The sequence below is a fragment of the Streptomyces sp. SLBN-31 genome (assembly GCF_006715395.1).
Lineage (GTDB): Bacteria > Actinomycetota > Actinomycetes > Streptomycetales > Streptomycetaceae > Streptomyces.
In genome coordinates this window covers 849,884-876,750 of the sequence record NZ_VFNC01000003.1, presented here as the reverse complement: position 1 = coordinate 876,750, position 26,867 = coordinate 849,884, and the positions used below count along the sequence as shown (strand labels likewise).

At 73.5% G+C, this 26,867-nt stretch carries 26 protein-coding genes and 1 pseudogene; 18 read left to right on the top strand and 9 right to left on the bottom strand.

Going from position 1 to position 26,867, the window contains the following annotated elements; translation table 11 throughout:
• Nucleotides 1-470 precede the first annotated feature (470 nt).
• The 3 genes and pseudogenes from rfaE2 to FBY22_RS41650 all read left to right on the top strand — a co-directional run bounded on the left by rfaE2 (nucleotide 471) and on the right by FBY22_RS41650 (nucleotide 3,645).
• A complete protein-coding gene (gene rfaE2 / locus FBY22_RS46155; protein ID WP_399212993.1) occupies nucleotides 471-1,754 on the top strand; it encodes a D-glycero-beta-D-manno-heptose 1-phosphate adenylyltransferase in 1,284 nt (427 codons plus the stop codon).
• Nucleotides 1,751-2,762 (top strand): annotated as a pseudogene (locus tag FBY22_RS41655) (glycosyltransferase family 9 protein). The gene rfaE2 and the pseudogene FBY22_RS41655 overlap by 4 nt, the downstream one beginning before the upstream one ends.
• Nucleotides 2,740-3,645 (top strand): glycosyltransferase family 2 protein, encoded by a 906-nt coding sequence (locus FBY22_RS41650; protein ID WP_142153847.1) that lies wholly within the window; start codon nucleotides 2,740-2,742, stop codon nucleotides 3,643-3,645. Before FBY22_RS41655 ends, FBY22_RS41650 begins: the two are co-directional and overlap by 23 nt.
• Nucleotides 3,646-3,678: 33 nt before the next feature.
• Here FBY22_RS41650 and FBY22_RS41645 read toward each other — a convergent pair whose 3' ends face one another.
• Together FBY22_RS41645 and FBY22_RS41640 are read right to left on the bottom strand one after the other, a co-directional pair.
• Nucleotides 3,679-4,416: a GAF domain-containing protein gene (locus FBY22_RS41645; RefSeq protein WP_142153845.1), complete on the bottom strand. Its 738-nt coding sequence runs from the start codon at nucleotides 4,414-4,416 to the stop codon at nucleotides 3,679-3,681.
• A 51-nt stretch (nucleotides 4,417-4,467) separates the two neighbouring features.
• On the bottom strand, nucleotides 4,468-5,232 hold the full coding sequence (locus FBY22_RS41640) for a GAF and ANTAR domain-containing protein (protein ID WP_142153843.1): 765 nt from the start codon (nucleotides 5,230-5,232) through the stop codon (nucleotides 4,468-4,470).
• A gap of 184 nt (nucleotides 5,233-5,416) precedes the next feature.
• On the opposite strand from FBY22_RS41640, the gene FBY22_RS41635 reads away from it, so the two are divergent.
• The 9 genes from FBY22_RS41635 to FBY22_RS41595 all read left to right on the top strand — a co-directional run bounded on the left by FBY22_RS41635 (nucleotide 5,417) and on the right by FBY22_RS41595 (nucleotide 13,660).
• A complete protein-coding gene (locus tag FBY22_RS41635) occupies nucleotides 5,417-5,803 on the top strand; it encodes a hypothetical protein (RefSeq protein WP_260845383.1) in 387 nt (128 codons plus the stop codon).
• 418 nt (nucleotides 5,804-6,221) lie between these two features.
• Nucleotides 6,222-6,944 (top strand): response regulator transcription factor, encoded by a 723-nt coding sequence (locus FBY22_RS41630; protein WP_260845382.1) that lies wholly within the window; start codon nucleotides 6,222-6,224, stop codon nucleotides 6,942-6,944.
• Nucleotides 6,941-8,308: a HAMP domain-containing sensor histidine kinase gene (locus FBY22_RS41625; RefSeq protein ID WP_142153841.1), complete on the top strand. Its 1,368-nt coding sequence runs from the start codon at nucleotides 6,941-6,943 to the stop codon at nucleotides 8,306-8,308. Before FBY22_RS41630 ends, FBY22_RS41625 begins: the two co-directional genes overlap by 4 nt.
• A gap of 102 nt (nucleotides 8,309-8,410) precedes the next feature.
• Nucleotides 8,411-8,821, top strand: a complete 411-nt coding sequence (locus FBY22_RS41620; protein ID WP_142153839.1) for a hypothetical protein — start codon at nucleotides 8,411-8,413, stop codon at nucleotides 8,819-8,821.
• The gene (locus FBY22_RS41615; RefSeq protein ID WP_142153837.1) at nucleotides 8,818-9,792 is read left to right on the top strand and encodes an FAD:protein FMN transferase; all 975 of its coding nucleotides are present in this window, start codon (nucleotides 8,818-8,820) and stop codon (nucleotides 9,790-9,792) included. The genes FBY22_RS41620 and FBY22_RS41615 overlap by 4 nt, the downstream gene beginning before the upstream one ends.
• Complete coding sequence (locus FBY22_RS41610; RefSeq protein ID WP_142153835.1) at nucleotides 9,789-10,478, top strand: ferric reductase-like transmembrane domain-containing protein; 690 nt, start codon at nucleotides 9,789-9,791, stop codon at nucleotides 10,476-10,478. Before FBY22_RS41615 ends, FBY22_RS41610 begins: the two co-directional genes overlap by 4 nt.
• Nucleotides 10,479-10,611: 133 nt before the next feature.
• Entirely contained in the window at nucleotides 10,612-11,928 is a 1,317-nt protein-coding gene (locus FBY22_RS41605; protein WP_142153833.1) for an NADH-ubiquinone oxidoreductase-F iron-sulfur binding region domain-containing protein, read from the top strand.
• Nucleotides 11,925-12,137, top strand: coding sequence for a ferredoxin (locus FBY22_RS41600; protein WP_142153831.1), 213 nt, complete (start codon nucleotides 11,925-11,927; stop codon nucleotides 12,135-12,137). Before FBY22_RS41605 ends, FBY22_RS41600 begins: the two co-directional genes overlap by 4 nt.
• Before the next feature lie 170 nt (nucleotides 12,138-12,307).
• Nucleotides 12,308-13,660, top strand: coding sequence for a S8 family serine peptidase (locus FBY22_RS41595; RefSeq protein WP_142153829.1), 1,353 nt, complete (start codon nucleotides 12,308-12,310; stop codon nucleotides 13,658-13,660).
• A 53-nt stretch (nucleotides 13,661-13,713) separates the two neighbouring features.
• Here FBY22_RS41595 and FBY22_RS41590 read toward each other — a convergent pair whose 3' ends face one another.
• A complete protein-coding gene (locus tag FBY22_RS41590) occupies nucleotides 13,714-14,790 on the bottom strand; it encodes an alpha/beta fold hydrolase (protein WP_142153827.1) in 1,077 nt (358 codons plus the stop codon).
• A 160-nt stretch (nucleotides 14,791-14,950) separates the two neighbouring features.
• Between FBY22_RS41590 and FBY22_RS41585 the strand changes: the two genes are divergently transcribed.
• Both FBY22_RS41585 and FBY22_RS41580 read left to right on the top strand, forming a co-directional pair.
• Nucleotides 14,951-15,247 carry a zinc-ribbon domain-containing protein gene (locus tag FBY22_RS41585; protein WP_142153825.1) on the top strand — a complete coding sequence of 99 codons (297 nt, stop codon included), beginning with the start codon at nucleotides 14,951-14,953 and terminating at the stop codon, nucleotides 15,245-15,247.
• 18 nt (nucleotides 15,248-15,265) lie between these two features.
• A complete protein-coding gene (locus tag FBY22_RS41580; RefSeq protein ID WP_142153823.1) occupies nucleotides 15,266-16,096 on the top strand; it encodes an SAM-dependent methyltransferase in 831 nt (276 codons plus the stop codon).
• Between the two features lie 53 nt (nucleotides 16,097-16,149).
• On the opposite strand, the gene FBY22_RS41575 is transcribed toward FBY22_RS41580, so the two are convergent.
• Nucleotides 16,150-17,286, bottom strand: coding sequence for a sugar ABC transporter substrate-binding protein (locus FBY22_RS41575; protein WP_142153821.1), 1,137 nt, complete (start codon nucleotides 17,284-17,286; stop codon nucleotides 16,150-16,152).
• A 173-nt stretch (nucleotides 17,287-17,459) separates the two neighbouring features.
• A complete protein-coding gene (locus tag FBY22_RS41570; protein ID WP_142153818.1) occupies nucleotides 17,460-19,019 on the bottom strand; it encodes an alpha/beta hydrolase in 1,560 nt (519 codons plus the stop codon).
• A gap of 334 nt (nucleotides 19,020-19,353) precedes the next feature.
• On the opposite strand from FBY22_RS41570, the gene FBY22_RS44060 reads away from it, so the two are divergent.
• On the top strand, nucleotides 19,354-20,244 hold the full coding sequence (locus FBY22_RS44060) for a hypothetical protein (protein ID WP_160159962.1): 891 nt from the start codon (nucleotides 19,354-19,356) through the stop codon (nucleotides 20,242-20,244).
• Between the two features lie 13 nt (nucleotides 20,245-20,257).
• On the opposite strand, the gene FBY22_RS41555 is transcribed toward FBY22_RS44060, so the two are convergent.
• The 3 genes from FBY22_RS41555 to FBY22_RS41545 all read right to left on the bottom strand — a co-directional run bounded on the left by FBY22_RS41555 (nucleotide 20,258) and on the right by FBY22_RS41545 (nucleotide 23,591).
• Nucleotides 20,258-20,983 (bottom strand): DUF4328 domain-containing protein, encoded by a 726-nt coding sequence (locus FBY22_RS41555; protein WP_142153814.1) that lies wholly within the window; start codon nucleotides 20,981-20,983, stop codon nucleotides 20,258-20,260.
• A 55-nt stretch (nucleotides 20,984-21,038) separates the two neighbouring features.
• The gene (locus FBY22_RS41550) at nucleotides 21,039-22,994 is read right to left on the bottom strand and encodes an Ig-like domain repeat protein (protein WP_174267428.1); all 1,956 of its coding nucleotides are present in this window, start codon (nucleotides 22,992-22,994) and stop codon (nucleotides 21,039-21,041) included.
• Nucleotides 22,995-23,186: 192 nt separating this feature from the next.
• Nucleotides 23,187-23,591, bottom strand: coding sequence for a luciferase family protein (locus tag FBY22_RS41545; RefSeq protein WP_142153810.1), 405 nt, complete (start codon nucleotides 23,589-23,591; stop codon nucleotides 23,187-23,189).
• A gap of 106 nt (nucleotides 23,592-23,697) precedes the next feature.
• Here FBY22_RS41545 and FBY22_RS41540 point away from each other — a divergent pair, with 106 nt between their 5' ends.
• On the top strand, nucleotides 23,698-24,066 hold the full coding sequence (locus tag FBY22_RS41540) for a DUF6479 family protein (RefSeq protein ID WP_142153808.1): 369 nt from the start codon (nucleotides 23,698-23,700) through the stop codon (nucleotides 24,064-24,066).
• A 12-nt stretch (nucleotides 24,067-24,078) separates the two neighbouring features.
• On the opposite strand, the gene FBY22_RS41535 is transcribed toward FBY22_RS41540, so the two are convergent.
• Nucleotides 24,079-24,765, bottom strand: a complete 687-nt coding sequence (locus FBY22_RS41535; protein WP_142153806.1) for a DUF6445 family protein — start codon at nucleotides 24,763-24,765, stop codon at nucleotides 24,079-24,081.
• A 245-nt stretch (nucleotides 24,766-25,010) separates the two neighbouring features.
• On the opposite strand from FBY22_RS41535, the gene FBY22_RS41530 reads away from it, so the two are divergent.
• Together FBY22_RS41530 and FBY22_RS41525 are read left to right on the top strand one after the other, a co-directional pair.
• Entirely contained in the window at nucleotides 25,011-25,739 is a 729-nt protein-coding gene (locus FBY22_RS41530; protein WP_142154658.1) for a DUF4142 domain-containing protein, read from the top strand.
• A gap of 251 nt (nucleotides 25,740-25,990) precedes the next feature.
• Entirely contained in the window at nucleotides 25,991-26,863 is an 873-nt protein-coding gene (locus FBY22_RS41525; RefSeq protein WP_142153804.1) for an LAETG motif-containing sortase-dependent surface protein, read from the top strand.
• Nucleotides 26,864-26,867: the final 4 nt, after the last annotated feature.

The window sequence follows — 26,867 nt, the reverse complement described above, 5'->3', positions numbered from 1 at the left end:
GCGCTGCTGGTGGTCGGGGACGCCCTGCTCGACCACGACATCCGCGGCCACGTCGCACGGCTGGCCCCCGACGCGCCCGTCCCCGTCGTCAGCGGGCCCCGGCGCACCACCCGGCCCGGCGGCGCCGCGCTCGCCGCGTGCCTCGCCGCGGCCGACGGCCGCCCGGTCACCCTCGTCACCGCACTCGGCGACGACGAGGGCAGCGCCGCCCTGCGCGAGCTGCTGTCGGGCCGCGTCCACCTGATCGAACTCCCCCTCACCGGCGCCCTGGCCACCAAGACCCGCATCCTCGCCGACGACCGCCCCCTGCTGCGCCTGGACGACGGCGAGGGCCGGGCCCGGGCCGCCACCGAGGAGGCCCACCGCGCGCTCGCCGAGGCCACGGCCGTCCTCGTCTCGGACTACGGCCGCGGTACCGCCGACGTCCTGCGCGAGCCCCTGGCCCACGCGGCGGCGCGGGTACCGGTCGTCTGGGACCCGCATCCCCTGGGCGGCCCACCGGTACCGGGCACCGCCCGGTCACACCATCCTCGGCGGAAGCCCACGCGCTGGCGGGACAGGTGGGCGCGGAGACGCCGCCGGCGACCGACGCGGGGACGCGTCACGCCGGTGAGGGCGGAGGTCCGGAGCGGGCCGACGCCGGGACCCGTCGCGATGGGGACGGCACGGGAGCGGGGCGGACGGACGCGGGAGCGAGGCGGGCCAGCGCAGTAGCGGCGCGGGCCGACGCGGGGACGCGTCACGCCGGTGAGGGCGGAGGTCCGGAGCGGGCCGACGCCGGGACCCGTCGCGATGGGGACGGCACGGGAGCGGGGCGGGCCGATGCCGGTGGGGGACAGGATGGGGCCGGCGCGGGAACGCGTCGTGCCGGTGACGGCGCGGGCACGGGGGCGTGTGGGTCGGCGTCGTCTGGTTCGTCCGTGGGGGTGGGGGCCGGTGGGGAGTTGCATGCCGCGGCGCGGGATGCCGCTCGGCTCGTGCGGGGGTGGCGGGTGGGAGCCGTTGCCGTGACGCTCGGGGGGCGGGGGGCGCTCCTCTCGCACGGGGAGACGCCGCTGCTGGTGCCTTCGCCGGTGTCCGCCGAGGGGGACGCCTGTGGTGCCGGGGACCGGTTCGCGGCCGCGGCCGCCGGGCTGCTGGCCGACGGCGAGCTGGTCGAGACGGCTGTGCGGGGCGCCGTACACGCGGCCACCCGGTACGTCGCCGAGGGCGGCGTACGGTCCGTCGTCGTGGACGCCGTGCCCAACGAGCCCCGACAGGACGAGCCGACGGACGACGCGCTGCAGGCCGCCGCCCGGGTGCGGGCCGCGGGCGGGACCGTCGTCGCCGCCGGCGGCTGCTTCGACCTCCTGCACGCCGGCCATGTGGCGCTGCTCCAGGCCGCCCGGCGCACCGGGGACTGCCTGGTGGTGTGCGTCAACTCCGACGCGTCGGTGCGCCGGCGCAAGGGGGACGGCCGCCCGCTGGTCCCGGAGGCCGACCGGATCCGCGTCCTGCGCGCGCTGGAGTGCGTGGACGCCGTCGCGGTCTTCGACGAGGACACCCCGGAACGGCTCCTCGCCGAACTGCGCCCGCACATCTGGGCCAAGGGCGGCGACTACGCCAGGACCCGGCTGCCGGAGGCGTCCCTGGTGGAGAGCTGGGGCGGCCAGGTCGTGCTGTTCCCCTACCTCGACGGCCGCTCCACCACGGGCATCGCCGAGCGGGCGGCCTCCGGCCCCCAGCCGGCCGGCCGGGGACGGGGGTCACGGTGACCGCTCCGCAACACCGGCGCCGCGTCCTGGTGCTGCGCGCCCTGGGCCTGGGCGACCTGTTGACCGGCGTGCCCGCCCTGCGCGGCCTGCGGCGGGCGTTCCCCGGCGACGACATCGTGCTCGCGCTGCCGCCCGCCCTCGAACAGGCGGCGCTGGCCACGGGCGCCGTCGACACGGTCCTGCCCGCCGAGGCACCCGGCCGGGGCGTGCCGTCGCTGGGCCACTGGCCGGGGCCGCCGCCGGACCTCGCCGTCGACCTGCACGGCAACGGCCCCGCCAGCCGCGACGCGCTCGCCGCCCTCCGCCCCGGCCGTCTGCTGGCCTTCGCCGCCGACCCCGAACCCGGCCTCGGCCGGCCTCCTGTGTGGCGGCCGGACGAACACGAACGGAACCGGTGGTGCCGTTTCCTGGGGGGCTACGGCATCGCCGCGGACCCCGACGACGTACGGCTGCCCGCGCCCGCCACGCCGTCCCCGGCGCCGGGTGCCGTCGTCGTCCACCCGGGGGCGGAGGCCGCCGCCCGCCGCTGGCCGGCGGAGCGGTACGCCGTCGTCGTACGCCACTTGAGAGCCGCCGGCCATCGCGTCGTCCTCACCGGCTCACCGGCCGAGGGCGCCCTGGTCCGGCACATCGGCGAGCATGCGGGCCTGCCGCCGGGCGACCTGCTGTGCGGCGGCCTGTCGTTCGGCGAACTCTCGGCGCTCCTCGCCCACGCCTCCCTCGTCGTCAGCGGCGACACCGGCCCCGCCCACCTGGCGGTGGCCCACGGCACCCCGTCGGTGACCCTGTTCGGCCCGGCTGTGGGGACCGCCGCCCCTCGCCCGCCACGTCGCCCTGTGGAAACCCGGCCCACCGGGCGACCCGCACGGCGCACACCCCGACCCCCGCCTGCTGCGCATCGAACCCGCCGAGGTCACCACCACCGCACTCTCCCTGCTCCGACCCGCGGCGGCAACAACCCCTCCCCAGAGGGGAGTTGACGTCCATGGCACAGCGGCCCACCGCTGACACGCCCTCAGGCCCCGACGGACGCGTCACGGTCGCCGTGATCACTCGTGACCGGCCCGGGAGCGTGCTGCGCACCCTGCAGGCCCTGGACGCCCTGCCGGAGCGGCCCGCCGTGATCGTCGTGGACAACGGCTCCGGTGACGCGGCCCGCGCCGCGCTGCGCCGCCGACCGGCAGGTGTCCGGCTGTTCGGGGCCCACGAGAACACCGGCGCGCTGGGCCGCAACCTCGCCGTGCGGCACGCGGACACGCCCTATGTCGCCTTCAGCGACGACGACTCCTTGTGGACCCCCGGCGCCCTGCGCCGGGCCGCCGACCTGTTCGACACCCACCCGCGGCTCGGTCTGCTGGCCGCCCGCACGCTGGTCGGAACCGACGGCGCCGAGGACCCGATCAACGCCGTCCTGGGGGCCTCGCCCCTGCCCGAGGAACCCGACCTCCCGGGCCGGCCGGTACTGGGGTTCCTGGGCTGCGCCTGCGTGGTGCGCCGGGAGGCGTTCCTCGCGGTGGGCGGCTATCACCCGGTGCTCTTCTTCGGCGGGGAGGAGACCCTGCTCGCCTACGACCTCGCGGCCGACGGCTGGGGAGTGACGTACGAACCCTCGCTGACGGCCTGTCACCACCCCGACCCCACCCACCGCGAGGGCCGCGGCCACCTGGAGCGGCGCAACGAGGTGCTGACCCTGCTACTGCGCCGGCCGCTGAGCGTCGCGCTGCGGGCGGGCCTGCGCCTGACGGCCGCCGCCCTCACCGGCGACCCGGCCGCCCGCCGAGCCCTGCGCGGCGTGCTGGACCGGCTGCCCGCCGCGCTCGCCCACCGCAGGCGTCTTCCGTCGCCCGTGGAACGCGCGGCCCGGCTGGTGGAGGCGCGGAGCCGTTCCTGACCGCGGCGCCCGGGCGCCGGCTCGCCGCCGCGATCAGCCGCTGGTCCGCGACGCCAGCACCTCGGCCGGGTCCAGGGCGCGGGTGACCAGGGCGTAGGCGGTCTCGGTGAGGCGGACGTGCCGTCTGCCGACGTAGACGTCGAGCAGCCGGGCGGCCTCGCCGACGGTGGACCCCGCGCACTCCGCGATCATGCCCCGGGCGATGTCCAGCGTGGCCTTCGCCGCGATGACGCTCTGCACGCGGGTGACGACGTCGTCGGCGCGGTCCGGCTCGGTGGACCAGTGCATCAGGCCCAGCGACGCGGAGTCCGCGAGGGCCTGCGCCAGATGGACGTCGTCCGCCGGCAGGGGGCCCGTTCGCCGGCGCAGCAGGGTGAGGCCGCCCAGGGAGCGCTCGTGCAGCCGCATGGGGATCGCCTGCAGGGACCGGTAGCCGGCCGTGGTCATGGCCGTGACCAGGGCGGGCCAGCGTTCGTGCTCGGCGCCGATGTCGGGGACGCTCGTCGGTCGGCCGCTGCGGTAGCAGTCCATGCAGGGGCCCTGCCCGCTCTGCACCTGCAGCAGCTCCATGAACTCGGCGTCCTCGTCGGTCGCCGCCATCGTCTTCAGACCGCCCCGGGCGTCCGCGATCATCACCGCCACCGCGTCCACGTCGAACAGGTCCCGGCAGGTGTGCACCAGCCGGCGGAACAGACTCAAGGGGTCGAATTCGGCCGCAAAGGTGTCCGACAGGGCGACGAAGGCCTGAGCCAGCTCTCGCTCGCGGTTCATGCTCGCCTCCCCGGCTTCGTGGTCGCGCGCTGTGGCCGATACCCGGTGTCCTCAGTCATCGCAGAGGTCCATGGTCCGGTCCACGATGGCACGGGCGACTTCGGTCGCGGTGCGCCCCTGGGCGAAGGCCCGGGCGCGCAGCCGCAGCAGCGCCTCCTCGGCGCTCACTCCCAGCCGCACCATGATCATTCCTGTGGCATGGTGCACCTCCTCGCGGTCCGCCTCCGCACCTGCCAGCCACGTTACGACTCCTTCGGGGGCCGGAGAAGCGTGATCGAGCGCGATCACGGCGAGACTCAGCGCGTCGGCCACCAGCAGCGCGGTGCGCAGGTGGGTTCCGCTCAGTGAGCCCGAGGCCCGCCGGTAAAGGTCGAGGGTGCCCAGGGCGTGTCCGGCGCCGGCCAGGGGCAGCGAGAAGACCGACTGCGCGCCCGCCTTGATCGCCTGGACGGAGAACAGCGGCCAGCGGCGGGTGTCGGGCGGGCGGTTGAGGTCCGGGGCGAAGACGGGCGCCCGCAGCCGGACGGCCTCCGTGCTGGGGCCCTCGCCGAGGGTGTACTGGATGTCGGCCAGCCGGGTGGCGACGTCGTCGCTGGCGCAGAGCACTATGCCCGTGCCGTCGCTGTTCCCGGCCACGTTCACCGACAGTCCGGTCGCCGGCGGGAGCAGTCGGCAGCAGGCACGGCACAGCGCCTCAGGCACCTCGGGCGGCCGCAGACCGTCCACCGCGGCGATGAGCTCGTGGGCGATGCGGGCACGCTCGACCTCCGTCTCCCGTTCGGCGTCACCGTCGCCCAGCACATCGCCGTCCGGCATGCCCCTCACCTCCCCGCGGCCCCGCCGCGCACCGGTCTCGCCCGATCTTGGCACACACGGGCGGCGACCAAGCGGGTACGGCGATGTGCGCCAAGGACCCGACCAGCCGCTCTCCCACTCCTCGCCCTTCTCCTCCTCGGCGGCGTCCTCGTCGCCCTCGGCCTGCGAAGGGACCGGTCCGCTGATGCCGGCCTCCCTGTCCTCGTACGGCCGCCGGGTACCCGACCCGCGCGTTCTCAGCGGTGCTGGTGGAGGTATTCGAGCGCGTCGAGGACGACGGTGCGCCGGTACCAGGGGCCTGCTGTCGACGGTCCGGGAGAAGACGGCCGAGGCACTCGGCCGGCGCCCAGAGGCGGGCCTGCTCCTCCTGCACGACCTGCGTCGTCTCCACCTTGCCGCCGCGGGCAACTCCCTCGACTGGGAGATGCTCGCCCAGGCCGCGCAGGCGACCGGCGCCGACGACCTCCTCGCCCTCGCCACCGCCTGCCACCCGCAGACCCTGCGCCAGATGCGCTGGACCAACACCCTGATCAAGACCCACTCCCCCCAGCTCCTCGCGTCCGCTCCCTGAGCCGGGGCACTGCCGACGCCCGGCCGTCGATGCGGGCGGGGCGCTCACTGCCGACGCCCGGCCGTCGATCCGGGCAGGCGGCTGCTCGCCTCGGCTCCCCGAGCCGGGGCATTGCCGGCGCGCTGCTCGCCTCGGCTCCCCGAGCCGGGGCACTGCCGGCGCCGCGCTGCTCGCCTCGGATCGGTGGGCCGGGGCACTGCCGACGCCCGGCCGTCGATGCGGGCGGGGCGCTGCTCGCCTCGGCTCCGTGTACCGGGGTCGTCGTGGGGTGGGCGGGTGCCGCTCGCGTCGGCTCGCTGAGCCGGAGCGGCTCCGGGCCGGGTGTCCGCAGGGACGTACGGCCCCTTCCGCCGGTGCGGGCGGGCGCGCAGGCTGGGATGCTGGCAGGCGGGGCACCTCAGCGCGCCGGGAGGCGGTCTTGGGCACGAACGGGCAGGCCGCCGGCGCCTTCGAGGAGACCCGGGTGCTGGTCGTCGAGGACGACCGCGGCATCGCCGACTCCCTGGTGCGCGGCCTGAGGCAGGCCGGCTACGTGGTGGAGGGCGTGCGGACCGGGCGGGCGGCCCTGGCGGCGCCCTCCCCCGACGTCGTCCTGCTCGACCTGGGGCTGCCGGACATCGACGGTGTCGAGGTGTGCCGGCGGCTGCGGGCCCGTTCGGACGCCGCAATCATCGCGGTCACCGCCCGCGGCGAGGAGGCGGACCGGGTGGTGGCCCTGGACGAGGGGGCCGACGACTACCTGGTCAAACCGTTCGGGCTGGCCGAGCTGATGGCCCGGATGCGGGCGGTGCTGCGCCGCCGCCGCCCGAGCGGCCCGGAGATCCTGCGGCACGGCCCGCTCGCCGTCGACCTGCGCACCCGGCAGGTGTCGGTGGAGGGACGGCCCGTGGCGCTGACACCGAAGGAGTTCGGGATCCTGGAGTGCCTGAGCGCCGATCCGGGGCGGACGGTGAGCCGGCAGGAGATCCTGGAGCGGGCCTGGGACGCCCACTGGTACGGCCCCACCAAGGTGCTGGACGTGCACGTCGCGGCCCTGCGGCGCAAGCTCGGTGTGCCGGGGCTGATCGAGACGGTGTACGGGCACGGGTTCCGGCTCGGGGCCGTCGGGGACGCCGAAGGGGCCGGGGAGCCGCCGCCGTGAGCCGGCGCATCGCCCTGACCTTCCTCGTCCTGACCACCGTGCTGCTGATCCTGGCGGTGGTGCCGCTCGGAGTGCTGATGACCGCCCGGGAACGGGTGTCCTTCCGCGACGACCAGCAGGCGGCGACCCGGGTGATCGCCGCGGCGGCCGAGGAGCACCTCTCCGACCACCGGTCGGCCGCGGCCATGGACAAGGAGCTCCACGCGGCGGCCGAGGCGGGCGACTGCGCCGCCGTCTACGACGGCTCGGGGCACTTGGTCGCCAGTACGCCCTGCAAGGCCGCGCAGGGCGAGGAGGCCGAGGAGCTGGTGGGGCGGGTGCTCGCCGGGCACGAGCCGGAACCGCCGCAGAACGAGGGACGGCTGCTGGCCGCCGAGCCGGCCGGGGACGTGCGCCGGCCCGCCGGGGCCGTGGTCCTGGCCCGTTCCGCCGCGCCGCTGGACGCCCGTATCGCCGCGATCTGGGGCTGGTCCGCCGGGATCGGCGCGCTCGGGCTCGCCGCGTGCGTGCTGCTGTCCGTGCGGCTCGCCCGCTGGGTGAGCCGTCCGCTGTCCACACTGGACGCGGCCGCCCACCGGCTGGGCGAGGGGAACCTGGGCGAACGGGCCGTCGTGGACGGCGGACCGCCGGAGGTACGGCGGCTGGCCACCACCTTCAACACGATGGCGGGGCGTACGGAGGCGCTGGTGCACGGGCACCGGGCCGTGATCGCCGATGTCTCGCACCAGCTGCGCACCCCGCTCGCCGCGCTGCGGCTGCGGCTGGACGTGCTGGCCGCCGGGGCGCGGGGCGAGACCGCGGCGGAACTGGCTGCCGCGCAGGTGGAGATCGCCCGGCTTTCCCGGCTGGTCGACGGGCTGCTCGCGGTGGCGCGCGCCGAGCAGACCACGCCCCGGCCCGCCGCCGTACCGGTCGCCGAGGTGGTGGAGGAACGGGTGGCCGCCTGGGCGCCGGTGGCCGAGGAGCGGGGGGTGGGGCTGACGGCGGCGGCCGGGCCGGCTCCGGCCGCCGCGCTGGGCTGCGGGCATCTGGAGCAGGTCCTCGACAACCTGATCGCCAACGCCCTGGACGCCGTGGACGACGGCGGCCGGGTGACCGTCGCGCGGCGCGTGGTGGCGGGGCGGTCGGCCGAGCTCCGGGTGGTCGACGACGGGCCGGGGATGGACGCGGAGGCCAAGGAGGTGGCGTTCCACCGGTTCGGCAATCCCGAGGCCCGGGGCAGCGGGCTGGGCCTCGCCATCGTGCACCGGCTCGTCACGGTGAACGGGGGGACGGTACGGCTGGAGGACACCCCGGGGGGCGGGCTGACCGTCGTACTGGAACTGCCGCTGTGGACGCGGGAGTCGGCGGGTCCGAGATCTTAACCGGTTCTGAAGGAGAGGTGAGCGGATTCCAGGGGTGCGCCCGCGGAGCCTGGAGGTGCACGCAGCCGAAAGCGGGCCGCCGATCCTCCAGGAGCCGCTGCCATGTCGTACCCGCCCCCCGACTACGACCCGTCGGCCGTGCCGTCCGCCGGCGCGGCGCGCGCCCGCGATCGCGGACTGACGCGGATCCGCGGCCTGACCGGCTGGATCGCCGCCGCGGCTGTCGCCGGTACGGCCGCCCTGGGCGCCGTGTACACCCACGTCCTGCCCGGCGGCTCGGCCTCCCCGGCCCCCGCCGGCCCGGCCGCCCACAACCCGGCCGCCCCCTCCTCCTCGGCCACCACCCACCGCACGGGCGGGGACGACGACGGCGGCGGGCACGACGACGACGGCGGCGGTGGCGACGAGGAGGGCGACGACGACGGAGGAGCCCGCCGGCCGGCCCTCCAGTCCCCCGCGCAGCCCCCCACCCCCACCCAGCGGCAACCCCAGACCACGACGGGCGCGTCATGACACCCCCGACCGCGACCCCGCCCACGGGCGAGCCTGCCGAAGTCGCGTTCCCCGCTCTCGGTACCACCGCCGTGCTGCTCGTGGGTGATCCGCGGGCGGTGGGCGTCGCCGAGGAGGTTCTGCGGGACGAGTTGAGGGCGATCGACGTGACGTGCAGTCGGTTTCGGGCCGATTCCGAGCTCAGCAGGGTGAACCTGGCCGCAGGCTCCCCGGTGCGGGTCGGCCCGCGGTTCGCCGAGGCGCTCCAGGCCGCGCTCAGGGCGGCCGAACTCACCGACGGCGCGGTCGACCCGACCGTCGGGCGGGCGGTGATCGCGCTCGGCTACGACCGTACGTTCGCCTCCGTACGGCCCGAGGACGCCCGCCCCCTGCCGGTGTTCCGGCCCGCCCCCGGCTGGCACCGGATCGCGTGGGACCCGGGCACCTCGGTGCTGCGCCTGCCCCCGCACACCTCCCTCGACCTGGGCGCGACCGCCAAGGCGCTGGCCGCCGACCGGGCCGCCCGCCGGGCCGCGGCCGCCGCCGGCTGCGGGGTGGTGGTCAACCTGGGCGGCGATCTCGCGGTGGCCGGCCCGGCACCCGAGGGCGGCTGGCGGATCGCGCTCGCCGACGACCACTCCCACCCCGAGTCCGGCAACGGCCCCGTGGTCACCGTGACGGCCGGCGCACTGGCGACCTCCGGCGTCCGGGTGCGCACCTGGCGCCGCGGCGGCCGCACCGTGCACCACATCGTCGACCCGGCCACCGGCGAACCCGCCGCCCCCGTCTGGCGCACCGTCACCGTCGCCGCCGCGACCTGCGTGGACGCCAACGCGGCGAGCACGGCGGCGATCGTACGGGGCCACGCGGCCGCCGACTGGCTGCGCGGCACCGGCCTGCCGGCCCGGCTGGTCGCGGTGGACGGACGGGTCCTGCGACTGGGCGGCTGGCCGCCCGACGACTTCGACGCCCCCGACGGAGGCCCCCGATGACCACCCTCGCCCTGGTCGGCAGCCCGCTCTGGTACGCCGGCCGCGCCGGAGGCACCCTGGCGCTGCTGCTGCTCACCGCCACCGTGGTGCTCGGCATCGCCGCAGGCGGCCGGGCCGCGCCCCGCACGATCGGCCGCTTCGAGATCGGCCTGCTGCACCGCAACCTGTCCGTCCTGACCCTGGTGTTCCTCGTGCTGCACGTGGTCACCGCGGTCCTCGACCCGTTCGTGCGCCTGGGATGGGCGGTGACGGTGCTGCCGTTCGCCGCCTCCTACCGGCCGCTGTGGCTCGGGCTCGGCACGGTCGCGTTCGATCTGCTGCTGGCGGTGCTGGTGACCAGCGCGCTGCGGCTGCGGATCGGGGCCCGGCGCTGGAAGGCGGTGCACTGGCTGGCCTACGCGGCCTGGCCGTTCGCCCTCTTCCACGGCGCCGGCACGGGCACGGACACCCGCCTCTCCCTCCAACTGTGGCTGTACGCCGGGTGCCTGTTCTCCGTGGTCGGTGCCGTGTGGTGGCGGCTGGCGAAGGCCGGTCCGGGACGGGCCGCCGGCCGGCTGGCCGCCGCGCTCGGCGCGGGCACCGTACCCGTGGTACTCACCGCGTTCCTGGCCACCGGCCCGCTGCAGCCCGGCTGGGCCCAGCGCGCCGCCCTCACCACAGCCCTGCACCTCGGAGGTGGCCAGTGAACGCCCCCGCACACCAAGCCACCTGGGACGCGACCGAAACCCGGCCGCTGCCCACCCGGACCGCCGAACCACCACAACCCCGCCGGACCCGGACCGCCGCCCTCACCACAGCCCCGCACCTCGGAGGCAACCGGTGAACGCCCCCGCACACCAAGCCACCTGGGACGCGACGGAGACCCGGCTGCTGTCCGGTTGGTATGCCACCGGGCGTTCGGCCGATCTGACCGATCACCTGCGGCGCCACGGTTCGCCGCCGGTCGCCGCGGCTCGGGGCAACCACCGTTCCAGGCCGCTGATCCGGGCTCTGGAGGCGGCCGGGCTCACCGGGCGTGGGGGCGCCGGGTTCCCGACGGCCGGGAAGCTGCGCGCGGTCGCGGAGGGACGCGGGCGGCCCGTGGTCGTCGTCAACGCCATGGAGAGCGAACCGGCCAGCCACAAGGACCGGTTCCTGCTCGCCGTGGCCCCGCACCTCGTCCTCGACGGTGCCGTCCTGGCCGCCGAGGCGGTCGGCGCCGACACCGTGCACCTGTGCGTGCCGCGCGGCGGTTCGGCGCAGTACTGGCAGCTGCGCAGGGCCGTCGACGAGCGCCGGGCCGCCTGCCTCGACGAGGTCGACCTGCGCCCGCACGCCCTGCCGCACGCCTACGTCTCCAGTGAGTCGACGTCGCTGGTGCGCTGGCTCAACGGCGGAGAGGCCCGCCCGCTGGGCGCCCCGCCGCGCAGTCACGAACGCGGCGTCGGACGCCGCCCGACCCTCGTCCACAACGCCGAGACCCTCGCCCACCTCGCGCTGGTCGCCCGCTACGGCCCCGGCTGGTTCCGGCGGGCCGGCACGCGGGACGAGCCCGGCACCACGCTCGTCACCGTCTCCGGCGCGGTCGCCGCGCCGGGTGTCCTGGAGGTCGCGCTCGGCACGCCGCTCGCCACGGTCCTGGACCGGGCCGGCGGAGGCGTGGAGCCGCTGCGGGCGGTGCTGTTGGGCGGTTTCGCCGGCACCTGGCTGCCGGCCGAGCACCTGGGCACACCGCTCACCCGGTACGACCTGGGCCGGCTGGGTGCCGCGCCCGGCGCGGGCGTGCTCGTCGCGCTGCCCCGTTCCGCCTGCGGGCTCACCGAGACGGCCCGCATCCTCGCCTACCTGGCCGCGCACAGCGCCGGGCAGTGCGGCCCCTGCCGCTTCGGACTGCCCGCGGTCGCCGACGACTTCGCCGCCCTGGCCGCCGGGCGGGCCGACGCGTTCCTGCTGTCGCGGCTGCGCCGGCGCACCGGTCTGCTGCCGGACCGCGGGGCCTGCCGCCACCCCGACGGCGCGGCCCGTCTGGCCGCCTCCGCCCTGGAGTGCTTCGTGGACGACGTCGACCACCACCTCACCCACGGCACCTGCCCCGCCGCCCGCCGCCCGCCCCGGCTGCCCGTCCCCGCGGCCACACCCCCGGAGACCTGGCGATGACCCGCACCCGCACCCTGCGCGTCGACCGCGCCGCCTGCACCGGCCAGGGCCTGTGTGCCGAACTCCTGCCGGAACTCGTCGATCTGGACGAGTGGGGCTACCCCGTCCTCAAGGCGACGGAGATTCCTTCCCGTCTGCACGCCCACGCCCGCCGTGCCGTCGCCGCGTGCCCCGTCCTGGCCCTGCACGCGGACCGGGACGGCAGGTGAACGGCACATCTGTGTCCTCTCCGGCCATCGCCCGGTAAAGGGTTCGGCATCGTCCGTTCAACGGCCTTGAACTGTGCATGACCCATTCGATGGGATGCGCGAAGACCATTCGCGATCACCTCATATGACCGCGATCACTTTTCGTGAGACCTCGAATCGCAGGGGGATTCATGCACATAGCCCGCACCGGGCTGGGCGTCGCCGCGGCCACGGCCGTCGCCGCCCTCGCGGTCACCGCTCCGGGGACCGCCGCACCCACCGCCGTACCGCACACCCTGGCGGTACCGGCCGTCGCCGGACACACCCTGGTCCATGGCGTGAGCAGCCCGCTGACCAGCGAGCAGTGCCAGACCAAGTGGCACATCAACTGCTACACCCCGCTGCAGTACCGCACCGCGTACGACCTCAACGCCCTGTACCGGAAGGGCGTCACGGGCAAGGGCCGCACGATCGTCATCGTCGACTCCTACGGCTCGCCGACCGTCCAGCACGACCTGGACGTCTACAGCAAGCAGTTCGGGCTGCCGAGCACCAAGGTGAAGGTGGTCAAGTGGGGCCACGTGCCCGCCTTCGACCCCAAGAACTCCGACATGACGGGCTGGGCCGGCGAGACCACCCTGGACGTCGAGATGGCGCACGCGGTGGCGCCCGCCGCCAAGATCGTGGTCGTCGAGACGGCCGTGTCCGAGACCGAGGGCACCACCGGTCTGCCGGAGATGATGGACGCCGAGAAGTACATGATCGACCACGGGGTCGGCGACGTCATCAGCCAGAGCTTCGGCGCCACGGAGAACACCTTCCCCGGCTTCGACAAGGGCGACTTCTCCAGCATCAAGAAGCTGCGGTACGCGTTCCAGGACGCGAACCGCAAGCACGTCACCGTGCTGGCGGCCTCCGGTGACGGCGGCGCGACGGACCTGAAGCTGGACGGCACGACGTACTACGACAAGCGCGTCAACTCCTGGCCGTCCTCCGACCCGTTGGTGACCTCCGTCGGCGGCACGCAGCTGCACCTGAACGACAAGGGCGAGCGCCTGAAGCCGGACAGCGTCTACAACGACTACGGCTCCGGCGGCGGCGGCCAGTCCCACGTCTTCACCCGCCCGTCCTTCCAGAACGGCGTGAAGAGCAAGGTCGGCACCCGTCGCGGCACTCCGGACGTCTCGATGTCCGCCGCGGTCAACGGCGGTGCCTGGATCTACTCCAGCTACGACCCGACCGCCGTGGGCTGGGACGTCAGCGGCGGCACCAGCGAGGCGACCCCGCTCTTCGCGGGCATCGTCGCGCTCGCCGACCAGGCGGCCGGCCACCGGGTGGGCAACATCCAGCAGGCGCTGTACGGCCTGTACGCCCACCACGCCAAGGCCAACGGCATCGTCGACGTCAACGACGGCACGAACAACAGCTACGAGGGCGTGACCGGCTACAAGGCCGTCAACGGCTACGACCTCGCCACCGGCGTCGGCACCGTGGACGCCCTGAAGTTCGTCCCGGCCCTCGCCAAGGCAAGCCGCCACGGCTGACGCCGACCACGACACACGAACGGCCCGGGCCTCCACCCGGGCCGTTCCCGTGGCTACTGGTTCACCGTCAACCGACCTTGTCCGAGGCGGTCGGCGTCGGTGACCGCCCGGGCGAAGGCGGTGGGCGCCTCCTGCGGGACGTTGTGGCCGACGCCGCTCAGGGTCCGGTGCTCGTAGGCGCCCGTGAACCTGTCCCGGTAGGCGGAGCCCCCGCCCGGAGCGGTGAAGGGGTCGCGTTCGGGGTCGAGGGTGATGGTGGGCACGCCGATCGCCGGCCGCCCGGCGAGGCGCTGCTCGAGTGCGTCGTAGCGGCGCTCGCCGTCGGCGAGACCGAGGCGCCAGCGGTAGTTGTGGACGACGACGGCCGCGTAGTCGGGGTTGTCGAAGGCCGCCGCGGTGCGCTCGAAGGTGGCGTCGTCGAAGTCCCAGGTGGGGGAGACGGTGTCCCAGACGAACCGGGTCAGGTCGTGGCGCAGGTCCGGATCCTCCATGGCCCTGCGGCCCCGCTCGGTGGCGAAGTAGTACTGGTACCACCAGTTGTGTTCGGCCCGCGGCGCGATCGGCGACTGCTGGGCCTCGCGGTCCGTGACGAGGTACCCGCTCACCGACACCAGGGCCGTGCAGCGCTCGGGCCACAGGGCGGCGACGATGTCGGCGGTGCGCGAGCCCCAGTCGAAGCCGGCCAGCACGGCCCGCTCGATCTTCAGCGCGTCCATCAGGGCGATGGCGTCGAGGGCGATCGCCGACTGCTGGGCGTTGCGGAAGGTCCGTGCGGACAGGAAGCGGGTGGTGCCGTGGCCGCGGAGATGGGGGACGATCACGCGGTAGCCCTGCTCGGCCAGGAGCGGGGCGACGTCGACGTAACTGTGGATGTCGTACGGCCATCCGTGCAGGCAGACGACCGCGGGGCCGTGGGCCGGGCCCAGCTCGGCGTAGCCGACGTCCAGCAGGCCCGCCCTGATCCGCTTCAGCCGCGGGAAGCCGGTGTGGACGCCCGCGGCCGGGTCGCGCGGAGCCGTTTCGCGCGGGGCCGCGGCCGCGGGCTGTGCGCCCGGCAGCCCGGTCAGCGAGACGGTGGCCGCGCCGGTCGTGAGCCCCAGGACCCTGCCGAAACCACGCCTGTCGATCATGCGAACCCCTCCGGACGGCCGTGTCGCCGACTTGCTGGACGACCGACTGTCGCACGAGCTGCGTCACCGGTCAAGGCGGTGACGCGATCGAGGCAGCCCGGAACGGTCCGGAGCGGCCGTAGCCTGTGCCGACAGGCTTCGTTCCGGAAGGATGCTCCCCATGATCATTTTTGGCACCAAGGGGTACCTCTACCAGCTCGCCATCCTCACCCTCATATGCGGCCAGTGCGGCAACCCCTCCGCTCACACGCTGCGCAGGCGCGTCACGAAGTTCACGCTGTTCTTCGTCCCGCTGTTCCCGATCTCGACCAAGTACGCGACCCAGTGCACCTTCTGCGGCGCCGAGCAGCGGGTGACCAAGGAGCAGGCGGACCAGCTGCAGGCGCAGGCCGCCGCCGGGCAGGGCGGGCCGGCGTACGGGCAGCCGCAGCAGCAGCCGAACCCCTACCAGCAGTGAAGGACGGTGTCAGCGAAGATGAGCTCTCCGTACGGCGGTGACGGCGCCGGCGGCACCCAGCCGTTCGTGATCGACACGAGCAGACCCCACCCGGCCCGGATGTACGACTACTTCCTCGGCGGCAAGGACAACTACGAGGTCGACCAGGAGGCGGCCGAGCGGTTCATCCAGGCGGCCCCCGAGGTGCGGGCGGCCGTCCGGGCGAACCGGCGGTTCATGGAGCGCGCCGTCCGGTACGTCGTCGCCGAGGGCGGCGTCCGGCAGATCCTCGACATCGGCACCGGCCTGCCGACCGAGCCGAACGTGCACCAGATCGCGCGCGCCGTCGCCCCGGGCACGCGGGTGGCCTACGTCGACAACGACCCGATCGTCAGCGCCCATTCACGCACGCTGCTGGACGACGACGACACCGACACCTCCGTCGTGCTGGCCGATCTGCGCGACCCCCGCGCCGTCCTCGGCCACCCGGACGTGCGCAGGGTCCTCGACTTCGACCGGCCGGTGGCGCTGCTGCTGCTGGCCGTCATGCACTTCCTGACCGAGGACGACGACCCGGACGCCGTCGTCGCCACCCTCCTCGACGCCCTGCCGGCCGGCTCCCACCTCGTGCTGTCCCACGCGACCGTCGACATCCACGAGGACGGCCGCGCGGACGCGGTGAAGGTCTACAACAACGCCACCGCCACCATGAACCCGCGCAGCCACGCCCGGGTCCTGGACTTCTTCGACGGCCTCACCCTGGTCGACCCCGGCCTGGTGCTGGTCCCCGACTGGCGCCCGCAGGAGCCACCGGAGGCCGGCGCCCCGCCGATCGGCATCTACGGCGGGGTGGCCCGCAAGGACGGCTGAGGGACGGCCCGACCGCGGCCTCGGACGGCCTGCTCCGCACCCGGGAGCAGGCCCTACTTCAGCCCGATGGCCGCACAGTCCGCCGCGTACTTGGACGTGCAGATGTCCTTCACGGTGTAGACGCCGTCCTTGATCACCGTGTCCTTGATGTTGTCCCTGGTGAGGGCGACCACCGGCACGAGCATCGCCGGGATGTCCTTCTTCGTCGGACTGTCGACCGAGTCCTGGGTCAGCGCGTCGAAGGCGATGCTGCGGTCCTGCACCTTGGCCACCGCCATCTCCGCGGCGTTCGTCGCCTCCAGCAGGAAGGACTTGTAGACGGTCATGCTCTGCTCGCCGGCGACGATCCGCTGCACCGCGTCCAGGTTGGCGTCCTGCCCGGTGACCGGCGGCAGCTTGGTGGCCCCCGCCTCCTTCAGGGCGTCGATGGCGGCCCCCGCCATGCCGTCGTTGGCCGAGTAGACGGCGGCGATGTTGCTCAGTCCGACGGACTGGACGGCCTTGCGCATGTCGGCCTTGGCCGTGGCGGGCAGCCATTCGTCGACGTCGTAGGACTTGGCTATGACCACCCGCCCCTTCAGCTCGCTGAGCGCCCCGGCCTTGAACAGGGCCGTGTTGGGGTCCGCGGGCGAACCGTTGATCATCACGATCTTGCCCGTGCCGGCCTTGGCGCCCAGCGCCTCGATGATCGACCGCCCCTGCACCTCGCCGACGAGCTCGTTGTCGTGCGAGATGTAGGCGTCGATCGGCCCCTGCGCGAGCCGGTCGTAGGCGATCACCGGGATACCGGCGTCCTTGGCCTTCCGCACGCCCGTGGCGATGGACTTGGAGTCGACCGCGTCCACCACGATCACGTCTACCTTCCGGTCGACCAGGTCCGCGAACTGCCTGCTCTGCTTGGCCGCGCTCGCCTCGGCGTTCTCGTAGACGACCTCGCCCTTGCCGCTGGTGAGGGAGTCGACGCGCTGCTTGAACAGGGGGTAGTCGAACTTCTCGAACCGTGCGGTCTCCTTGTCCGGCAGCAGCAGTCCGACCTTGATGTCCTTGCGCCGGTTCGGAGCGGCGGAGCCGTCACCGCCACCCACGGCGTCGATCGCACCGCACGCGGTGAGCGAGAGGGCCGAGGTGACGGCGACGAGCGGCAGGGCGAGACGAGCCGCGGTGGATCTGCTGGGGGTTGGAGCGTTCACTTACGGGTGCCTTCCGGGCGAGCGGGCGAAGTGCAAAAGGGCCATCGGGTAGCTGAGTAGCCAAACGGTGCCCGCGAGTCACGTCAAGACATCCGGTTGTCTTTTCGACAGCTCTACGGAATCTCCCCAACCGGCCGGTAATTCGGGTGGTTGTGGCGGAGGAGTGGCCGACCCTACCTCGGCGGTGCCTGACAGGTGACATCCCGCTCCGGCAGCCGGCCGGTGGCGAGGTAGCGGTCGACCGCCGCGTCGGCACAGGCGCTGCCGTAGACCCCGAACACCGCGTGCTGGTCGGCGCCGCGCAGGGTGACCAGGCGCGAGGAGGGCCACATGCGGCGCACCGCCTCGGCGCCCGCGTAGGTGGTGCGCGGGTCCCCGGTGGCGTTGACCAGCAGGGCGGGCAGGTCGGGCCGGATCGTCGTGGGCTTCTCGCGGGGCGCATCCCAATAGGCGCAGGGGTTGATGCCGTTGGCGACGGGACCGAACAACGGGTCCCGGGTGCGGGCGCGTTGCACGTCGCGCCAGTAGACCTCCGGGTCGCGCGGGGCTGGCACGTCGCCGCACAGGATCGACGTCTGGACACTGCCGTACGCCGACTCGGCCCCGGTCAGCTCGAACGCGAGCGCGTCGGCCAGCCACGGGGACGGGGTGGCGACCCGCCGGCCGTCCGCCGCGCGCAGCAGGTCCCGTACGCCCCGGGCGAGGTCGGCGTACGCGGAGGCGTTGTCCTGCGAGAGGCCGTTGAGGACGAGGACGGGCACCACGTGCTCGTCGAGCCGGTGGGCACCGATCCGCAGCGGGGTGCGGGCGGCGGACGCCTGTACGCGGTCCACGGCGGCCAGCACCCGGCCCCGGGTGCGGCCCAGCCCGTACGTGGCGTCGCGGGCGGCCGCCCAGGACGCCCAGCCCTCCAGCGCGTGCCGGTTGGCCGCCTCCACGCCGCGCAGCAGCCGGGGACCGTACCGGTCCGGGGAGATCACCCCGTCCAGCACGACCCGGTCGGTGCGCCCGGGGAACATCGAGGTGTACACCTGGCCGAGGTAGGTGCCGTAGGAGTAGCCCAGGTAGGAGATCCGCCGCTCGCCGAGCACGGCCCGTACGACGTCCATGTCGCGGGCGGTGTTCCGGGTGGTGGCGTGCGGCAGCAGGTCTCCGGCCCAACTCCGGCAGCGCCGGGCCAGTTCCGCCGAGAACGCGGCCGCGCGCTCGAAGCCGGCCCGGTCCACGCCCGCCGAGCGGAACGCCGATCCGGTCGGCCAGTGGCAGTCCAGCGGAGTGCTGCGGCCGACGAACCGCGGATCCACGCCCACGATGTCGTACCGGGCGCCGACGTCCTTCATCGCCTGCCGCACCCAGGGCGGGTCGCCGATCGTCTGCCCGCCGGGGCCGCCGCCGTTGAGCAGCAGCGCGCCGACGCGGTGGGCGCCGTCGGTGGCGCGGATCCGGGAGATCGCGACGGTGACCGTACGGCCGTGGGGCCTGCCGTAGTCCAGCGGAACCGTCACATCGGCACACCGTGCACCCGCCTGTTCCAGCTCCTTGCCCGTCGCGTCGTCGGGGCCGCGCAGGCAGCTCTTCCAGGTGAGGTGCTGGCGGTGGTAGCGGACGAGGGGGTCGGCCGCGGCCGCGGCCGGTGGGGCGGCGGCGGGCAGGAGGGTGGCGGCGACGGCGGCCAACAGGGCCGCGACGCACGCGCGCTGGATCGGCAGGAAGGCGCTGAGGGGGGTGGCCATGCCTCACCACGCTAGGCACGCGCCCTGCCGCGTTCACTCCGGCCGGCACCCGATTCACCGGTGGTGTCAGCGCCACCGCGGCGCGGGGCCCAGCCCCACCGCCGCCCGCCGACGCCACGGTGAGTGATCAAGGCCACAGGCCCGCACCACGCCCTGGAGAGCCGGTCCTGACCTGGCCGTTCACCCGCCGGGTGGGGAGTGTGAAGAGAACCCGCGCAGGAGCACCACACAGAGCCCACACAGTCTTTCGAAACCATCGTTACCGTTGCGACCCGCTCGATCCCCCATGCGAAAAGTCGAACAGCGACACGCCGAACCGTCAGGATGACAGCGGATGGACTACTGCTCCTCGTGCCGCCGGCACCTCAACGGCGCCCTGGTGTGCCCTGGTTGTGGCGCCTACGCCCCGGACATCGCGCCGCTGACCGACGGTGGCCGTGCCGTCGCCGCCCCCGCCGCCACGGCGGCCTGGCCGCAGCCGGTGCGGGAGCACACCGCTTCCGCCCCCTCGTACGACGAGCCGGAGCACGCCGGCGGTGACACCGACGTCGAGGACCCCGCGCCCACGCAGGAGGGCAGGGCGGCGCGACGCCGGCAGCGGGAGCGGTGGAAGAAGAACCAGCGTCGGGCCGTCGTGGCGACCGCCGTCGCACTCGTCGGCGGCGGACTGACCGTCTCCGCCATGAACCGCGGCGGCTCCGCCCAGCAGACCCAGGCCTCGCAGACGCCGGACGTGACCAGCATGGGCGTCGCGGAGACCCCGGACCAGGGCGACGGCGTCCTGCCGCCGGCCGGCACGGGCAAGCACCGCAAGCCCGACACCACGGCCTCGGGGTCGTCCACGAACGGCGGTGTCACGCAGGAGCGTTCCGCCACAGCGGCCCACACCGACTCGGCGCGTACGCAGCCCTACACCGTGTCAGGCACGCCCTCGACGAAGACCCCGGCCGGCTCCACGCAGCAGACCTCCACGGCGGCCGGCGGCGGCTCGGGCACGACGTCGGGCCAGTCGTCGACCTCCTCGACGGCCGACGGGGGCACGACGTCGAACTCGTCCTCCTCGACGTCGTCCTCGTCGTCCTCTTCCTCGTCCTCGACGTCCACTTCGGGAAGCTCGGACACCTCGGGGACCTCTCAGTCCACGGGCACCTCCGGCTCGGACACCTCGACGGCGTCGACGTCCCCGTCCGGCATCTGTCTGCTCGGCCTGGTGTGTGTGAGCTGAGCGGCCCACCCGCTCAAGCCGCCTTGCCACCCGCGGAGTCGGGGCCGGCCGGCGACCCGCCGTACCCCGACCCACCGTCCATGTACCGCAGTTGCACGGCGGTGACGGCGCGGACGACGAGGATGCCGGCCACCGCCGCGCCGACGACGGCGGCGTCGGCTGCGAGCAGCAACCACACGTCCGTGTAGGCACGGGCGATGACCTGGTCCGTGTCGTCGGCGTACATCAGGCCCACGCCGCCGAACATGCCGAGCAGCCACAGCGCCCACCACACGTTCAGCGAGCGCGGCAGCCGTTCGCCCGGGGCGCTGTCCTGGTGGGCGCCGGCGACGATGCGGCGCGGGATCCACAGGTTGGCGAGGGGGATCACCCAGCCCGCGTAGAGCCAGAAGCCGGAGTAGCGCGGCCGCCTGCCGGAAAGTTCGCGCGCGTTGTCGCGCACGTTGTCCAGCCAGAAGACGAAGAGGATCGCGCAGAGCGCCGCGGTGATCCCGCCCGCGCTGCTGATCAGGTGGTACGCGTTCTCCAGCGAGGTCAGCGGGCGGTGTTCGCCGCCGCCCTGGTCCGGCGGACCCGAGGCCGGCTCCCCGGCCACGGCCAGCCGGATCTCCCAGACCGCCCGCAGCGCCCAGGCGGCACCGGCCAGGCCGAGCGCGGCGACGCTCAGCCGGGCCGGGGTGCGGACCGGGCGCAGTGCGGGAGGGGAGGCGGGGGATGGTGTCGCTATGTGGTCGTTCACCGGGGCATCTTCGCCGACCCCGGCTCACGACCGCCAGCAGGACACTCCGCGGGCGCTAGTTGGAGAAGTAGATGTACTTCCACCCGGTGTAGGTGGAGCTGTTGACGGTGTCGCCCGACGAGCCGTTGATGTACGCGGCCCGCACCCGGGCCTTGATGCCGGACTCGCCCGCGGCGCCCAGGTTCACGACCGACTTGCCGTTCGTGCCGAGTTGGAAGTACTGGGGGCTGGCGTCGACCGGGTACCACTGGCCGGCGTAGTAGACCTCCAGCTCCAGGCGCTGCTCGCGACCCGGGTAGTAGGTCATGCTCGTGGTGACGACCGGCGACGTGTTCTTGTGGAACCAGTAGTACGTGCGCGAGCCGATCCTGGCCTTCTTGTAGTGCTTGGTGACCGCCGTGGAGACGTTCACCTTCGCGTAGGCCGTGACCTTGACGGTCCTCGGCTTGTAGCGGGCGTCGCCCTTGAAGACGGCCGTGACGTCGGTGTCCCGGGTCATGTCGACGGTGCCGGAGAGGTTGCCGTGGGAGTCGACCCGGCCGGACCTGACGAGCTTGTTGGGCTTGTCGCCGCCGAAGGGGTTGGCCCAGATCTCGACCGTGCGGTTCTTGTACGTCGTACCGAGGTGGGCCGTGAACTTCACGTCCTTGCCGTACGCGTACAGCTTGCCGTTGTTGTTCAGCGTCAGCGCGGGCGTGCCGCGGGAGACGTCGACCGCGTCGGAGCCGGAGGCGGCGGCGTGGGTCGCGTCGCCCGCGAAGGACACCTTGTAGGTGACCTTGCCGCCGGCCGGCGGGGTGTCGGTGAAGGAGAAGCTGCCGTCGGCCTTCGTCGCGACGGCGGCCAGCATCTTGCCGCTCGGCGAGTCCAGGTCGGTGCGGGTTACCTTCAGGCTCGTGCCCGCCGGGAGGGCCGTCATCGACGTCAGCCTGCCGGTGACGGTGAGCTTCTTGGCCCGGTCCGCCTTGGTGGGGGCCGACACCTTCAAGGTGGGCAGCTCCTTGGTGGGGTCGGTCAGCGCCCGCAGGGTGTACACGCCGCCGTCGTTCTCGGAGACGGCGAAGAGCCTGCTGCTGTCCGGCGCCCAGGCCAGGGCCGCGTCCACCAGGGTGTCGGAGCCGCTGCTGCTGCCGGTGTTGGGGAAGTCGTACTCGCGCACCGGCTTGGTGCCGCCGGGCCGGAAGACGTGCACGTCGGGGTCGTACCAGGAGAAGGAGCCGCCGGCGACGGAGCCGTCGGGGGCGACGGAGACCGCGTTCGGGTAGGCGTTGCCCGGGTAGTCCGTCACCTTGCTCAGATCGGTGGTCGAGTACGCCGGGAAGCCGTAGCCGCTGCCCCAGGAGGTCAGGACCTGCTTGCCGTCGGGCGTGATGTCGACCTGCTTGCCGCCGGAGTCGAGGCCGCCCTTGACCCGCAGCTTGGCACCGTCCGCCGAGACGTCGTAGACGGCCAGCGTGCTGCCGTCGCCGGCCGCCAGGACGTCCGGTGCGGACGGGTCGGCGCCCAGGTGCACCTGGCCCGACAGATCGCCCGGCGCCTGGTCGAGGTGGACCGCCGACTCGCCGCCGGCCGGGTCGACGAACCCGAGGTCGGAGTCGTAGGAGAACCAGATCCTGCCGTCGACGACCTCCAGGTCGCGCGGCGCGGCCGTGCCCAGCGAGTAGCTCAGGGCCGGGGTCACCGTCTGCGTGTCCACGGTGACGATCCGGTTCTCGCCCTTGACCGCCGCGTACAGTGTGCCGGAGTCGGCCGACAGCGCCAGACCGGTCACCCCGGGCTCGCTGCCCAGTGTCGCCCGGACGGTGCCGGAATAGTCGGCGACGAGGATCTTCCCGCCGACCGGGTCGGAGATGTACACCACCTTGTGGACTCCGTCGACGACCATGTCGCCGACGGACTTCACCGGCAGGATCTTTGCGGAGTCGGCCGCGGCCGGTCCCGCCGCGCCGACGGCGAGCGCCGCCGAGCCGAAGAGGACCGCGAGTGCCGTCGCGGTCGAGATGCTGCGCATGCGCACAGTACTGATACCCCCACGAGAGAACCCGGTGTGGCACCGGGTGGTCGAAAGCGCCGCGCGGCGCCCGGGCACGACCGCTCGACGGCGGTGGCGCACGGGGCGCGGCTGCTGTCAGCAGCGTATGTCATGCCTGTGACAGTCGTGGAGGGAGTTTCGGGTGATGGGGAGGTTTCGTGCGGGTGACGCTCAGTCCTCGCCGCCCTCGTCGCGCTGCAGCACGGTCACCCGGCGGAAGTTGCACACGGTCCCCGGCAGGCGGTCGGCGCCCGGCGTTTCGCCCTGCCGGTCGTGGGCCTTGAGGGCGACGCTGACCAGGCCGAGCAGCAGGTCCACGTCGGCGTCGCAGTCGAGGTGGACGGTGACCCAGCGCGAACCGGGCACCAGACGGATCGCGGACGACTCCGCGAAGTCGTAGTGCAGCCGCTGGATCGCGGGAGCCGTGAGGTGGAGGTCCACGTCCCGTCCGGAGTGGAAGTGCACGATCTCGTCCCGCGCCGAACGCAACGCCCGGCCCGTTCCGCAGCCGGCCTCGCACGGGGTGAGGTCGGGCCATGCCGCGAGTCGGTCCATGGCCTTCTGAGCCGGTGTCATGTGCCCATGGTGAGGCGCTCACCGCGGCGACACCAGGCATTGCGGCAACCGTAACCCTCAAGAGACGTGGCCTCGCCAAACGCGTCGTTTGGGTGATAATCGGTACATGAGTACCGCGACGTTCGAAATGGCGGCCACGTCGGGTGACGTACTCAACGTGATCGCCGCCTTCGTCGGTGGCCTGGTCATCGCCGGTGCCCTGATCTGGGCCTTCTGGTTCGGCATGCGGGTGAGCGACCGTGAGCTCCCGCGGCCCCTGCCGGGCGAGCAGCCCCACCTTCCCGACGGCGGAGCCGTCCACGAGATGAGCGAGGTCCGCGAACCGGACGAGGTCCCGCACTCGGAGGACGGCGAGCGCATGATGCCGTACGAGCTGCACCACGCGGGAACGCGGACCGGAAAGGATCAGCACCGCCGGCGCTGGATGCCCGGCTCCAGCGGCTCCTTCGGCAGCGGGGGCCTGGGACACAGGTAGCGTCCCGGCGGCTCACGCCATCCAGAAGAAGACCGCCGTCATCCGCTTCTCCTCCAGCGTCCTGCCGGTGTAACCGGTCGCGCTGTGCACGAGGTTGGCGCTGTAGAGGAGCAGCCGGTTGTACTTGTGCGGGACGCGTACGTCCTCCTCGAAGTGGTCGGCGGGCACGTACCGCGTGCCGAGGGCCTCGACGAGGTTGTTGTGCGGGGCCTGGACGATGTTGCCGCCGAGCCGCCCGCCGGGCAGGGACTGACGATAAAAGGCGGTGCCGCAGTCCTTGCCGACGCCCGGGTTGAGGTAGAGCACGGCCGCGTACCGGCACAGCGCCCGGGAGTCGGTGTGCGGACGCGGCTCGCTCTCGCCCTCGCCGACGACCTGGACGCAGTTGTGGTTGAGGGTGCCGCCGCCGGGCGCCTGCTGCACCCACAGTTCCTTCGCCCCGGTCGCCTGCCGCACCAGGCGCTCGACCCGGGCGAGCTCCGCGGGTTCGAGCCCCGGCATGGTGCGCAGCCCGGGCCAGGTCTCCGAGGTGTAGGGGTAGCCCTGCACCCAGTCGTCCTTCGCCAGACAGCGCGCGCGGACGGCGTCCACGTCGGGCAGCACGTCGTCGAGGACCCAGTAGTCGCGGCCCTTGGTGGGCTTGCGGTACGGCAGGACCGGAAGGGCCGCGGGAACCCGGGGCGTGGGCTGTGGGGACATGGGCCGAATCTAGGTCGGGGGCTCGTCTGGACTCTCCCGAGAAGTGGTCAACATTCCGTCAACCCTGTCATGAGCACAGCACCATGATCTGACTCACACCCGTGGGATTTTACCGAATCAAAAGGTTCCGTTCCCCGGTGCCGTCCGTACTCATCTCCGTCCGACCCCCGCCTCAGGACGGCGGGACAACCGATTGGGCAGGAGGCACGGTGCGCTTTTCGCGGAACGCGACGGGAACTCTCTTCGTGGGCGGTGCCCTCAGTCTGACCCTCGTCGCACTCGCCTATCCCTCGATGCTCGGGGTGAACACCGTGTCCAGTTCGGGGACGAGAGTCATCGCGCAGACCCAGTGGGGGCCGCTGACCGAGGCGGACCGGGACTTCGTGGTCAAGGTGCGCGCCGCCGGCCTGTGGGAGTACCCCGTCGGTCAACTGGGGCTGCAGAAGGGGCAGAGCGCGGCGGTCAAGACCGCCAGCAAGCACCTCATCGACGGCCACGCGGCACTGGACGCCAGCTGCCGCAAGATCAGCACGATGCTGAACATCACGATTCCCAATGTGGCGAGCCCGCAGCAGGTGGGGTTCGTCAACACGCTCAAGGCGGACAGCGGCAAGCAGTTCGACACCGACTTCGCCAACATCCTGCGCGTGACGCACGGTTCGATCTTCAACACCATCGCGAAGATCCGCTCCACCACCAAGAACACCGTGGTGCGGACCCTGGCCGACCAGGCCAACGCCACGGTGCTGGACCACATCACGGTCATGGAGAACACCGGCCTGGTCAACTTCGACCAGGTGCTCTTCCAGGAGACCACCCCGCCGAAGCTGCCCGCCAAGGACCTGACCCCGCCGCCCCCGGTCGCAGGTCAGCCCGCGATCGTGCTCACCCCGCCGGTGGACAGCACCACCCAACCCCCGGTCCTGCCGGGCGAGCCCAGCACGAACGCCAGCCCCACCCCGACGGTGGGCTGAGCGCGGGACACCCGGAAGGACCACCTCCCGCTTGTGTCGAAATTGTGATGGACGGTTGAACTACCGCTGCGTCACCGCAGGTTGACAGCGTTCGATCACGGGCTCCACGATGTGAGCGCACTGAGGCTCATGTGACCAGTGAGCCCAGTGTTTCTTTCGACCATCACCCCGGCAGGACCGGCCGCGGCATGCCCTCACGCTGCCCGCGCGGCCCTCGCCGGGTGCTGCACATGCCGAAGTGGGGATCCGCCATGTCCACAGCGAGCCGTGTCACCGCGCGCCGCCTCCTCGGAACGGGCGTCGCGACGCTCGCCCTCTGCGCCGCCACCGCCTCCGGCGCCTGGGCGCACGGCGGCGCCCCCGGCGGAGACGGCTGGAAGTCGGGTGGCTCCTACAAGCCCGGGACGGGCGCCGGCACCAAGACGGAGACCGACCGCTGCCAGTTCTCCCTCGACGGCACGGACTTCTACGACTCCGTCAAGGTCGACGACCAGAACCTCGGACCCACCGACGACGGCAAGGTCCACATCAAGGTCCGCACCGCAGGCGACGCCTCCACCTGCACCGCCTCGCTCGCCTCCTACCTCGCCCACGGCGCCACCTTCGCCACCTCGGGACAGCAGGTCCTCGTCGACTTCGACACGGTGACGGTCAAGCCCGGCCGGACCGACTCCCTCGACATCGCGGTGCCGGACGCGGGCTGCTTCGCGCAGATCGACCTCTACCGCGGCGCCACGAAGTTCGACGGCAAGCAGGGCGCGAACGACGGCTTCGAGCACGGCGACCTGCCGGCCGGCCCGGACCACGCGGTCATCAAGGACAAGCTGATCGCGTCCTGGAACGGCGGCACGAAGGACTGCACGAGCACCGGGTCGCAGCCCCCCGCCACGCCCTCCACGACCCCGTCCACCCCGACGCCGAGCGCCTCGGAGTCGACACCGGACACCCCCGTGGCGTCCGCGTCCACCAGCGTCCCGGCGGCCACGCCGAACGGCGGCGGGGGCGACCTCGCCGAGACCGGCGGCGGCAACTCCGGCATGATCGCCGGCGGCGCGGCGGTGCTCCTGGCCGGCGGCGCGGCGATCGTCGTCGCGAGCCGACGCCGACGCGGCGCCCGCTCCTAGACCA